We start from the raw sequence: 11923 nt of genomic DNA, 5'->3' as shown, positions 1-11923 counted from the left end.
CGCTGCGCTGCTGCCTGCGGCACGCCGCGCCCGGCGACCGGCTCGCGCTCCTCTCCTACGCCCCGCTGCGCCACTGGGCGGCGGAGACGGGTGCGGACCCGGGTCCGTACCTGGAGCTGGGACCGGTCCTCGCGCAGCACGCAGAGCACCCTGCGGTCGGCCGACCCGATCGCCCGCTCGGTGCCGGCCCGGCAGCGGCCCAGCTCGTCGGGGCCGTCGTACTCCTCCTCGGGGAGGTGCCCGGCGTAGTACGTGGCGCGGGCCCGGCGGTGCACGTCGGCGAGGTCGTCCAGGTCGCCGGGGTGGGCGTCACGGATCGTGACGGAGGTGGCGTTCATGATCCCCTGGACGCCGCCTCGGGGGCGGCCGGTTCCGGCCCGGGGCCGCGGGCGACAATGGCGGCCATGAACGATCTTCACCGTGCCGGCGTCACCTTCCGCCAAGCCACCGAGGACGACGCGCCCGCCCTCGTCGCCCTGTACGACGGAGCCGCCCGCTGGATGCAGCGGCAGGGCATCGACCAGTGGAAGCCCGGCCAGAAGAGCGCGGACCACTTCCTGCTGCGCATGAAGGAGGGCGAGGTCTGGCTCGCCGACGCGGGCGGCGCCCCGGTCGGCGGCTGGGAACTGTGGTGGGACGACGAGCCCGCCTGGGGCCCGCAGCCCCCGGTCGCCGGCTACATCCACCGCCTGATGACCGACCGCACGACCGCCCCGCCGAACCTCGGCCGCGCCATGCTCACCCACGCCGAACACCGCATCGCGATATCCGGCCGCACCGTGAGCCGCCTGGACTGCGTCTCGACCAACCCCCGCCTGCGCGGGTACTACGAGTCGGCCGGCTACACCGTGACCGGCGAGCAGCCCCTGAAGGACGGCGGCGGGGGCAGCAGGTACGCGGTGACCCTCCTGGAGAAACGCCTGCTCAGCTGAGCAACGGGCAGGGCCCGCCTTCCCGGTGGGGAGGCGGGCCCTGGTTGTGGTGCGGGTTCGGTCAGCGGGTGGTGAAGACCGCTACCGTGCGGGCCGGGACCTTGAAGGTGCCGGTTGTCCTGTCGTAGGTGGCTTGTTTGACGGTGGGGTCGGAGCCGGCGGACTGGATGGGGTGGAGGGCGTAGGACGTGCCCGCCAGGGTGGTCACCCGCTGGGTCTGGGGGGTGGTCGTCGCGTTGAAGACCACCACCAGGTCGCCGAGGCGCATCGTGATGACGCCCGGGGTCTCGTCCTGGCCCGAGAGCGGGAAGGAGAGCCGGTCCTGGACCTGGGCCGCGGAGGTCAGGGCGAAGGCCGGTTCCGTGGAGCGGATCTTCAGCAGGTCCTGGTAGGCGGCGGAGGCGCCGGTGATCTCGGCGCAGCCGGGGCGCAGGGCCGGGGAGGCGAGCAGCGGCTTGGCGAACGGCCACTTGGACTGGTTGTCGGCGGCCGGCGGGAGGCCGCGGCCGAAGCCGTTGCCCGTGGCGCAGTCCCAGTGGATGGCGTTGAACCAGTCCCCGGAGTCGAAGGAGTTGCGGTCCAGGGACTTGGACCGCAACAGGTCGCTGCCCGCCTGGTAGAGCGCCGGGCCCTGGGAGAGCATGGCGGTCGATTCGGCGAGCACCTGCATCCGCGCCCGGTCGGCGGCCGTCGTGGCGGCCGGGAGCTTGAAGGCCAGCGCGTCGTACAGCGCTTCGTTGTCGTGCGCGTCGACGTACGCGAGCGCGTCGCCCGGCGCCGCCGCGTATCCGGCCGGCTGGCCGTTGTAGTCGACCCCGGAGCCGCGCACCTGCTTCCCGGTGGAGTCGGTGAAGGTGAACGCGCTCAGGTTGCCCGTGAGCCCGACCTTGATGAGGTCCTGGTAGTGCAGCAGCCGGGTCTTCTGCTCGGCGGGGGTGCCGTTCGCGGTCGAGGGGTTGGGGTCGGTGTAGAGGCCGCTGGCGAAGCCCTGCACGCCGGGGTCGGCGTCGAACGGGCTGCCGCCGCGTACCGCGTCCCGCGCCCGGTCGCTGAAGGTGGCGATGCCGGTGCCGGCCATGTTGGCCTGGGTGGCCTGCTCGAAGCGGGCGTTGTCGGCGACCTCGCCGAAGTTCCAGCCCTCGCCGTACATGATGATCTTCTTGCCGTCGACGCCGTCCCTGGCGAGCGTCAGCGCGTCCAGTGCCTTGCGGACGGCGAGGATGTTCGCTTTCGGGTGGTGGCCCATGAGGTCGAAGCGGAAGCCGTCGACCTTGTACTCCTTCGCCCAGGTGACGAGGGAGTCGACGACCAGCTTGCCCATCATCGCGTTCTCCGGCGCGGTGTTGGAGCAGCAGGTGGAGTTGGCGACGCTGCCGTCGGCCAGCAGCCGCTGGTAGTAGCCGGGGACGATCTTGTCGAGGACGGAGGTGTCGGCCTGGCCGGACGCCGAGGTGTGGTTGTAGACCACGTCCATCACCACCCGCAGACCGGCCCCGTTGATTCCCTGCACCATCTGCCGGAACTCGGTGGTGCGGCCGGTGCCGTTCGGGTCGGTGGCGTAGGAGCCCTCGGGGACCGTGTAGTGGTAGGGGTCGTACCCCCAGTTGTAGGCGTCCTTGGCCGCTGCCTTGGCCACGCACTCCTGCTGCTTCTCGGAGTCGGCGGGGAAGGAGGCGAGGTCGCACTCCGGGACCGCCTGGTCGGCGGTCTTCTCCGGGACGGTAGCGAAGTCGAACGCGGGCAGCAGGTGGACGTAGTCCGTGCCGGCCTTCGCCAGCGCGCGCAGATGCGTCATGCCCGCCGAACCCGCGGCGGTGAAGGCGGTGTACTTGCCGCGCTGCGCGGCCGGGACGGTGGTGTCCGCGACCGAGAAGTCACGGATGTGCAGCTCCTGGATCTGCGCCTGGCTCATCGGCACCGCCGCCGGCTTGGCCTGCCGCTGCCAGCCCTTGGGGGCCAGCTTCGGGTCGGCGAGGTCCACGAGGAGGCTGCGGGCCGAGTCGGCGGTCAGGGCGACGGAGTACGGGTCGGTCACCAGGTTCGTGACCAGCTTCTGGACGCTGGGCGCCCAGACGGTCACCGCGTACCGGTACTGCTTGCCGGACCAGTCGCGGCCGCCGGTCACCGACCAGACGCCGCTGGCGGCGTCCCGCCGCATCGGGACGGTCCTGCCGTCGATCTCGACCGCGACGCGGTGCGCCGTGGGCGCCCACACCGACAGGGTGGGCCGGCCGTGGTCGAAGACCGGGCCGAGCGTCGCGCGCTGCGCCTTCGCGGCGTACAGGTCGTCGAGCACCCCTTGCGTCTGCACGCCGGTGGCGGCGAGCAGCGCTCCGTTCGCGGCGCGCTGGGTGGCGATGAGCTGGCCGGTCAGCGCGGCGCCGATCCGGTCGCGGTCGCGCGGGTCGACGGTGAAGGCCGCGTACTCCTTCAGGTGCGGGTACTTCGCCTTCTGGGCCGCGGTCAGGCCGCCCGCGACCTTCGACAGCCGCAGCCAGTGGCCCTCGTCGGACAGGGCGCCGTCCTTGACGGTGATGCCGCCGTCAGGGGCGTGGACGAGCTGCTGGCTCGCGGACGCGCTCGCGTCGGTGTGCCAGGCGACGGTGTCGCGGTCGATCCACTGCGCCTGCGCCTTGCTCAGGTCCAGGTCGCCGCCCGTGCCCTTGGGCTGCGGGAGCAGGTACTTCGGCGTCGCGGCCAACAGCCACACCTCATGCCCGTTGGAGGCGAGGTCCAGGGACTGGTCGGAGGGCAGGTCCTTGGCATCGCCGTTGTGGAGGATGTAACTCAGCGCGGTGGCGCCCGGTGCGAGCGGTACCTCGTACACCGCACCATAGGCGTCGATCCGGGTCGGCTGGAGCGGCTTGGTCCAGTCGGTGGGCGTGGCGGCGCCGGTCCAGGTGTGCAGGCCCCAGTGGGCGTAGTCACCGTCGGCGCGCTGGTAGTGCAGGACGGCCTTCGTCGTGTCCTGCGGCGGGTAGGCGCCCGCGGGGGCCGCGTTCAGCACCTCGGGGCTGCCCTGCTTGATCCACACCTCGCCGGTCCTGGTGAGGTCGACGGCCCGGTCGGCGTCGGTGTCCTTGACGCCGTTCTTGTCGACGGCGATGAAGCCGACGCTGGACGCGCCCGGCTTGAGCTTGACGTAGGCGAAGGCGCCGTACGCGTCGCGTCCCGTGAAGGGTTTGCCGGCCGGCCAGGTGGTGCCTTCGCCGTCCGCGATGTCGCCCCAGGTGTACAGCCCCCAGTCGGCGTAGTCGCCGGCGGGGCGCTGGTAGTGGACGACCGCGTAGTCGCGGGAGACCGCGCTGGGCGGCGTCTCGTGGACGGGCGCGCCGCTGGTGGTCCCGGCGGTCGCGCTGTTCGTGTGCCCGGCGGAGTCGGTCACCACGGCCTTGTAGCGGAGGGCGGTTCCGGCGGGGACGGCCGGGTCGAGCGCCTGGGTGACGGTGTAGGGGGCGTGGTCGGCGGAGCCGAGCACCTGCCACTTGGCGTTGCCGACCTGGGCGGCGAAGACCACCCGGTCGAGCTGCCCGCCGGTCACGGCGGCGGTGATCTCGACGGTGCCGGTGGCGCCCGCGGCGGGTGCGCGCAGCGTGACGGTCGGCCGGGTGGCGGGGGCGCCGAGCGGCTTGTCCGCCTTGTAGACGACGGAGGACAGGGCGGGGACGGTCAGGCTGATCTTGCTGTCGCCGCCGCTGCGCACGGTGCCGGTGGCGCCGTAGAGCGCGCCGAAGTCCGCTCCGGCCGCACCGGTCGGCACCGCCACGGTCTTCGCCTCGGCCGCGTTGTTCACCGCGACCAGGTACTCGGTCCGGGTCCTGGCGTCCGTGCGGGAGTAGGCGTACACGCCCGCGCCGTCGGCCGCGTACCGCTCGGTCTGCACGCCGTCGCGCAGCGCGGGGTTGGCCTTGGTCAGCTTCGAGAGTGCGGCGATCGTCCGGTACAGCGGCGCCGCGGTGTCGTAGGCGTCGCCGGCGTGGGTGCGGTCGGTGCCCAGCTCGTCGTCGTCGAGGTAGTCGGCGACCTGGGAGGCGAACATCGTCTGCCGGGCGTCCTTGTCGCCGCCCGCGCCGGTGAAGCCCTGCTCGTCGCCGTAGTAGACGACGGGGTTGCCGCGGCTGAGGAACATCAGCTCGTTGGCGAGCCGGTCCCGCCGCACCAGCTCCGCGTCCGTGGCGCCGGGGTTGTCCTGCTGGAGGAAGGTCCCGATGCGGCCCATGTCGTGGTTGCCGAGGAAGGTCACCGATTCGTAGGCGTTGGCCTTGTCGGTGGTGTACCGGTAGTCCTGCGCGAACAGGCCGGCGAGCTTGGCCGCCGAGCCGCCCTGGGAGGCGTAGGAGCGGGCGGCGTCCTGGAAGGGGAAGTCCAGGGTGGCGTCGAGCCGGCCCTGGGTGACGTAGGGCGAGGTGATCGCGGTGTCGGCGGAGTAGACCTCGCCGAACATGAAGAAGTCCTTCCGCCCGTGCTGGGCGGCGTATGTGTCGAGCGCGGTGGCCCACTGGGTCCAGAACGGCAGGTCGACGTGTTTGACGGTGTCGATCCGGAAGCCGTCGATCGCGAAGTCCCTGACCCACATCTCGTAGATCTTCTCCATGCCCTGGACGACCTCGGGACGCTCGGTCCACAGGTCGTCGAGGCCGGAGAAGTCACCCTGGTCGGTGCTCTCCCCGGCATAGGTGGAGTCGCCCCGGTTGTGGTACATCGACGGGTCGTTGAGCCACGCCGGGACCTTGGCGTTCTTCTTCTCCGGCGCCACGACGGGCGTCCGCGCGAAGGAGTCGGCGTCGACGGCGGGGAAGTCCTTGCCCGTAGCGGCCGTGGAGTAGTCGGTGTCGTCGAAGGGCGTCCCGTCCTTGCTCAGGTAGGGGAACGCGCCCTTGGAGAGGTAGGAGTACGCCTTCTCCTTGTAGTCGACGACGTCGGCGGTGTGGTTGGTGATGACGTCGAAGAAGATCTTCATGCCCTTGGCGTGGGCGGCGGCGATGAGCTTCTTCAGGTCGTCGTTGGTCCCGAAGTGCGGGTCGACCTGGGTGAAGTCGGTGATCCAGTAGCCGTGGTAGCCGGCCGAGGCGTCCTTGCCGGTGCCCTGCACGGGCTGGTTCTTGAAGATCGGCGCCATCCAGATGGCGGTGGTGCCGAGCCCCTTGATGTAGTCGAGCTTCCCGGTCAGTCCCTTGAGATCGCCGCCCTGGTAGAAGCCCTTGTCGGTGGGGTCGTAGCCGGTGGCGAGCCGGGAGCCGGTGAGCCCGCCGGTGTCGTTGCGGGTGTCGCCGTTGGCGAACCGGTCCGGCAGGACGAAGTAGAACTGCTCACGCGTGAGGTCGTGGCGGGCCGGCTGGGCGGCGAGCGCCGCGTCGGACGGCGGGGCGGGTGGCGCGGCGGCCAGGGCGGGCACGGCGGCCGGCACGGTGGCCAGCAGCAGCGCCGACACCACCGTCGCTGCCACACGTCGTATGCGTGCGGGTACGGACACGGGCGGGTCTCCTCGTAGCGGAAAAAGCTCGTGCCGGGGGCACTACGCGCCGAGGTCCCGCGGCTGCCCGGCGGCACCGCCGGGCGCTGCGGACGCTATCGCTGCCCGCCCCTTGCAGCAAGACCTTGCAACGCACTTTGTGGGGCCTGGGCCTGCATCGGACACCCGCAGGTAACGGCAACGTCACATTCGAGAGGTGTGGCCGAAACTTTCTTGCAGGCTCTTTCGCAAGGTCTTACATCGCTGTTACGTTCCTGCCCAGCCCGAGCAGCCGCACAGCACCAAGCGGTGCGCATCACCCACTCCAGGGTGAACCGGGTTTTACCCTCATCAAGGAGACAGGTATGCGACGCGGCATATCCGCCGTGGCGATGGCCGCGGCCATCGTTCTCGGGGCCACCGCCTGTGGCGGCAGCAGCGACAACAAGAGCACCGGGGACGCGGCCAAGGACCCGGCCGGAGTCTCCGGCGAGATCACGTACTGGGACACGTCGGACGCCACGAACGAGGCGCCCGTCTACCAGGCCCTGATCAAGACCTTCGAGGCGAAGTACCCGAAGATCAAGGTCAAGTACGTCAACGTCCCCTTCGCGGACGTGGAGCAGAAGTTCAAGACGGCGGCGCAGAGCGGCAAGGGCGCGCCCGACGTGGTCCGGGCCGACGTCGGCCTGATCCCGGAGTACGCCTCCCTGCACTACATCGCCCCGCTGGACGGCACCGCCGCCCTGAAGGACACCGCGGACTTCACGCAGGGCCCGCTCAACACCACCAAGTACGAGGGCAAGACCTACGGGGTCCCGTCGGTCACCGACACCCTGGGCCTGCTCTACAACAAGGAGATCTTCGCCAAGGCCGGCATCGCCAAGCCGCCGACCACCTGGGACGAGTTCATCTCCGTCTCGAAGACCATCAAGGACAAGACCGGGGTCACGGGCACGTACCTCAACCCGGACACCTACTTCCTGATGCCGATGCTCTTCGGTGAGGGCACCGACCTCGCGGACGCCGCCGCCAAGAAGATCACGATCAACTCCCCGGAGGCGGTCAAGGCGGTCACCAAGGCGAAGCAGATCTACGACACCTCCTCGCAGAAGGTGGACTTCGCCAGCGCCTACGACAACATGCAGACCTCGTTCAAGAACGGCAAGGTCGCCATGCTGATCCAGGGCCCCTGGTCCGTCAGCGACGACATCAGCGGCTCGGCCTTCAAGGGCAAGGAGTCCAACCTCGGCTACGCCCCGGTCCCGGCCGGTTCCACCGGCAAGCCGCAGGCGCCCACCGGCGGCCACGACCTCGCGGTCTACCAGGGCTCCAAGAACCTGGACGCCAGCTACCTGTTCACCGAGTTCATGACCAACTCGGCCAGCCAGGTCACCATCGCGACGAAGACCGGCACCCTGCCGACGCGTACCTCCGCGTACACCCCGGCGGTCACCGCCGACGCGAAGATCGCCGGCTTCAAGGGGATCATGGACACCGCCCGCCCCCGCGTGGCGCTCCCCCAGGTCGGCAGCCTCTTCACGCCGCTCCAGCAGCAGTACGTGAAGATCCTGCAGGGCCAGGTCTCGGTCCAGGCCGGACTGGACGCGGCGGCCGGCGAGTTCGCCAAGCTCCTGCCGGGCTTCACCAAGTAGCCGGACGGCACCAGACTCCGGTCCGGTCGGCCGGGGCCCCGTCCTCCTCCGGGAGGGTCGGGGCCCACGCGCCCGGCCGTCCGGGCCGGGCCGACGCGCGGCCCCGGAGATCGAGCCACCCCGCCCGCCCCGCTCCGAGGGGCGCTCCGGGGCCGCGACACCACCCGCACCATCGTCCGTAATCGTGGAAAGAGCCGATGAGTGATGACCACCGCAGCCCTTGACGGGCAACAGCGCGGCAAGGCCCCGCGCCCCGGCCTCGTGACCCTGTTCAAGCGGTCGTGGGACAAGCACTGGTACGCCTGGGCCATGGTCGCCCCGGTGGTCATCGTGATCGGCGTCCTGGTGCTGTACCCGCTGGGTTACGGCATCTACCTGTCGTTCACCGACGCCACCGAGACGAACATCGCCAAGGACATCGGCCCGGTCCACATCCCGGCCACCTACCACGTAGTGGGTTTCGACAACTACTGGAAGATCCTCTCGGGCCAGGACGGTGACTTCTACCCGCGGCTCATCTGGACCGTCACCTGGACGCTGACCTGCGTCGCCTTCACCTACGCCATCGGCATGGGCATGGCACTGCTGCTCAACCGCCCGGCGAAGTTCCGGCTCTTCTACCGCCTCTCGCTGATCCTGCCCTGGGCCATCCCGGCCTTCGTCAGCGTCTTCGCCTGGCGGCTGATGCTCAACTCGCAGTACGGCGTCTTCAACTCGATCCTCACCCACGTCGGGCTGCCGTCCCAGGACTGGCTGGGCACGCCCTTCGCCCAGAAGGTCGCGGTCATCATGGTGAACGTCTGGGCGGGCGTGCCGTTCATGATGGTCGCCCTCCTCGGCGGCATGCAGTCCATACCCCAGGAGCTCTACGAGGCCGCCGAGATGGACGGCGCCTCCCCCTGGAAGCGGTTCCTGCACATCACGCTCCCCGGCCTGCGCCCGGTCAGCAACACCGTGATCCTGCTCGGGGTGATCTGGACGTTCAACATGTTCCCGATCATCTTCCTGCTGCTGGGGCAGACGAACAGCGGGGACACCGACATCCTCGTGACCTACGCCTACCGCAAGGCGTTCACCGGGGTGTCCGACTACTCGGGTGCCGCGTCGTACGGCATGGTCATCCTCGCCATCCTGCTGGTCTTCTCCACCTTCTACCGGCGCTACCAGGCCAAGACCGAGCAGGCGTAAGGAGCCATGACGATGAGTGCAACAGCCCACACCGGCACGACGAAGAGCGCCGACGCGTCCCGTTCCGCCGCGGTGCCCGCCCGCCGCGCGGGCCGCAAGCGCGGCGAACGCAGCCGCGGCGCCTCGCTCGCCCTGCACACCACGCTCATGGTCGCCAGCACCGTCGCGATCTTCCCGGCGCTGTGGATCGCGTTCATCTCCTTCGGGCCGAAGAACGCGTGGACGGACCCGGGCGAGATCCTCTCCCACCTGAGTCTGCAGAACTACCGGAACATCCTGCACACCAACTTCCCGAAGTGGTTCCTCAACTCGGCGATCGTCGCGGCCGCGACGACCGTGCTCGGCGTCATGCTGTCGGCGAGCGCCGGCTACGCCATCTCGCGGATGAAGTTCCCCGGCCACAAGCAGCTGATGTGGACCTTCCTGACGACGCAGATGTTCCCCATGGCCGTGCTGATCGTGCCGCTGTACAACCTGCTCGGCGAGCTCGGCCTCCTCGACAGCTACCTCGGCCTGATCGTCACCTACTGCACGATCTCGGTGCCGTTCTGCGCCTGGATGCTCAAGGGGTACTTCGACACCATCCCGCACGAGATCGACGAGGCGGGCCGGATCGACGGCCTCACCCCGTTCGGCACGTTCTGGCGGCTGATCCTGCCGCTGGCCCGCCCGGGGCTCGCCGTCACCGCCTTCTACAGCTTCCTGACCGCCTGGGGCGAGGTCGCGTACGCCAGCCAGTTCATGAGCACCAACGAGAACTTCACGCTGGCGGCCGGCATCCGCACCCTCGCCACCGACCAGCGCGCGGACTGGGGATCGCTGACCGCCGCCGCGGTGATCATCGCCATTCCCGCCGCCCTCGTCTTCTTCGTGGTCCAGCGCCACCTGGTGTCCGGTCTGACCGCCGGCGCCGCCAAGTCCTGATCCAGCACAGCTGTGCCGCGGCACCGCACAGAACGCCTCCTGTCGTGCTCCGCGCACACCACGGCCCGCCACACCCAAAGGAAGTCATGAGCCAGCACCTCACCGACGCGCCCCGCTCCGCCGCCGACAACGCCGCCGACGCCGCGCGCAGAGACTGGTGGCGTGACGCCGTGATCTACCAGGTCTACCCCCGCAGCTTCGCCGACGGCGACGGCGACGGGATGGGCGACCTGCCCGGGATCACCGCCCGGCTGCCCTACCTGCGCTCGCTCGGCGTGGACGCCGTGTGGCTGTCGCCGTTCTACGCCTCCCCGCAGGCCGACGGCGGCTACGACGTGGCGGACTACCGTGCCGTCGACCCGATGTTCGGCACCCTGACGGACGCCGACGACCTGGTGCGGGCCGCCCACGCGCTGGATCTGCGGGTCATCGTGGACGTGGTCCCCAACCACTGCTCCGACCAGCACGAGTGGTTCAAGCAGGCGCTGCGCGAGGGCGCCGGGTCCCCGATCCGCGAGCGCTTCCACTTCCGCGCGGGCAAGGGCGTCAGCGGCGAACTCCCGCCCAACGACTGGGAGTCCATCTTCGGCGGCCCCGCCTGGACGCGGACCGTCAACGCCGACGGCACCCCGGGAGAGTGGTACCTGCACCTCTTCGCCCCCGAGCAGCCGGACTTCAACTGGGACCACCCGGCCGTGCACGACGAGTTCCGCTCGATCCTGCGGTTCTGGCTGGACCTGGGCATCGACGGCTTCCGGATCGACGTTGCGCACGGCATGGTCAAGGCCCCCGGCCTGCCCGACATCGGCTCCCACGAGCAGCTCAAGCTGCTGGGCACCGCGACGATGCCGTACTTCGACCAGGACGGCGTGCACGAGATCTACCGCAGCTGGCGGAAGATCCTGGACGAGTATGCGGGCGACCGCATCGCCGTCGCGGAGGCGTGGACGCCGACCGTCGAGCGCAGCGCCCTGTACCTGCGCCCCGACGAGCTGCACCAGGCGTTCAACTTCGAGTACCTGACGTCGGGCTGGGACGCCGACGCGCTGCGCCGCGTCATCGACACCTCGCTGGCCGCGATGGGCTCCGTGGGCGCGCCCGCCACCTGGGTGCTGTCCAACCACGACGTGGTGCGGCACTCGACCCGCTTCGCCGACGGCGACCAGGCGCTCGGCCTGCGCCGGGCGCGTGCCGCGACCCTGCTGATGCTGGCGCTGCCCGGCTCCGCGTACCTGTACCAGGGCGAGGAGCTGGGGCTGCCCGAGGTCACCGACCTGCCGGACGAGGTGCGCCAGGACCCCGCGTTCTTCCGCAACGCCGGCCAGGACGGCACCCGTGACGGCTGCCGCGTCCCGCTGCCGTGGTCGGGCACCCGGGCACCGTACGGCTTCGGCCCGGTCGAGGGCGGCCCCAGCTGGCTGCCGCAGCCCGACGCGTGGGCCGGCCTCAGCGTCGAGGCCCAGGAGGGCGACCCCGCCTCGACGCTGGAGTTCTACCGCGAGGCGCTGGCCGTCCGCCGCGAACACCCCGCCCTGGGCGCGGGTTCGGAGGTGACGTGGCTGGAGGCTCCGGAGGGCGTGCTGGCGTTCCGCCGGGACAGCGCCGAGGGCTCGTTCGTGTGCACCGCGAACGTCACCGCGGCCCCCGTGACGATCCCGGTCCCCGGGCGTGTGCTGCTCGGCGAGGCCGGATTCCGTGCGGACGGAGCGTACGCCGACATCCCCGCCGACACCACGATTTGGTGGGCGATCTGACGTGGCCACCATCCGTCC

6 protein-coding genes and 1 pseudogene are annotated in these 11923 nt (G+C 70.5%); 6 read left to right on the top strand and 1 reads right to left on the bottom strand.

Features of this window, described 5'->3' with window-relative positions; translation table 11 throughout:
• Positions 1 to 2: 2 nt before the first annotated feature.
• Positions 3 to 92: pseudogene (locus O3X23_RS44375) on the top strand (DUF1203 domain-containing protein); the annotation flags it as partial.
• A gap of 312 nt (positions 93 to 404) precedes the next feature.
• On the top strand, positions 405 to 932 hold the full coding sequence (locus tag O3X23_RS39470; RefSeq protein WP_269278688.1) for a GNAT family N-acetyltransferase: 528 nt from the start codon (positions 405 to 407) through the stop codon (positions 930 to 932).
• A gap of 61 nt (positions 933 to 993) precedes the next feature.
• Here the strand turns inward: O3X23_RS39470 and pulA are convergent, their stop codons facing one another.
• Positions 994 to 6405: a pullulanase-type alpha-1,6-glucosidase gene (pulA, locus tag O3X23_RS39465; protein WP_269278684.1), complete on the bottom strand. Its 5412-nt coding sequence runs from the start codon at positions 6403 to 6405 to the stop codon at positions 994 to 996.
• Between the two features lie 344 nt (positions 6406 to 6749).
• Here pulA and O3X23_RS39460 point away from each other — a divergent pair, with 344 nt between their 5' ends.
• The 4 genes from O3X23_RS39460 to O3X23_RS39445 all read left to right on the top strand — a co-directional run bounded on the left by O3X23_RS39460 (position 6750) and on the right by O3X23_RS39445 (position 11905).
• A complete protein-coding gene (locus O3X23_RS39460; RefSeq protein ID WP_269278682.1) occupies positions 6750 to 8039 on the top strand; it encodes an extracellular solute-binding protein in 1290 nt (429 codons plus the stop codon).
• A gap of 204 nt (positions 8040 to 8243) precedes the next feature.
• A complete protein-coding gene (locus O3X23_RS39455) occupies positions 8244 to 9227 on the top strand; it encodes a carbohydrate ABC transporter permease (RefSeq protein WP_269278680.1) in 984 nt (327 codons plus the stop codon).
• Between the two features lie 12 nt (positions 9228 to 9239).
• Positions 9240 to 10151, top strand: a complete 912-nt coding sequence (locus O3X23_RS39450; protein WP_269278678.1) for a sugar ABC transporter permease — start codon at positions 9240 to 9242, stop codon at positions 10149 to 10151.
• 86 nt (positions 10152 to 10237) lie between these two features.
• Complete coding sequence (locus O3X23_RS39445) at positions 10238 to 11905, top strand: glycoside hydrolase family 13 protein (protein ID WP_269278676.1); 1668 nt, start codon at positions 10238 to 10240, stop codon at positions 11903 to 11905.
• Positions 11906 to 11923: the final 18 nt, after the last annotated feature.

This window comes from Streptomyces sp. H39-S7 (genome assembly GCF_027158205.1).
Taxonomy (GTDB): Bacteria; Actinomycetota; Actinomycetes; order Streptomycetales; family Streptomycetaceae; genus Actinacidiphila.
Note: the sequence above shows the minus strand (reverse complement) of the source record. Positions and strands in the feature narration are given on the sequence as shown.

Coding starts and splice junctions, on each gene's coding strand:
- O3X23_RS39470 (WP_269278688.1), top strand. CDS start 405: ATGAACGATCTTCACCGTGCCGGCGTCACCTTCCGCCAAGCCACCGAG.
- O3X23_RS39460 (WP_269278682.1), top strand. CDS start 6,750: ATGCGACGCGGCATATCCGCCGTGGCGATGGCCGCGGCCATCGTTCTC.
- O3X23_RS39455 (WP_269278680.1), top strand. CDS start 8,244: ATGACCACCGCAGCCCTTGACGGGCAACAGCGCGGCAAGGCCCCGCGC.
- O3X23_RS39450 (WP_269278678.1), top strand. CDS start 9,240: ATGAGTGCAACAGCCCACACCGGCACGACGAAGAGCGCCGACGCGTCC.
- O3X23_RS39445 (WP_269278676.1), top strand. CDS start 10,238: ATGAGCCAGCACCTCACCGACGCGCCCCGCTCCGCCGCCGACAACGCC.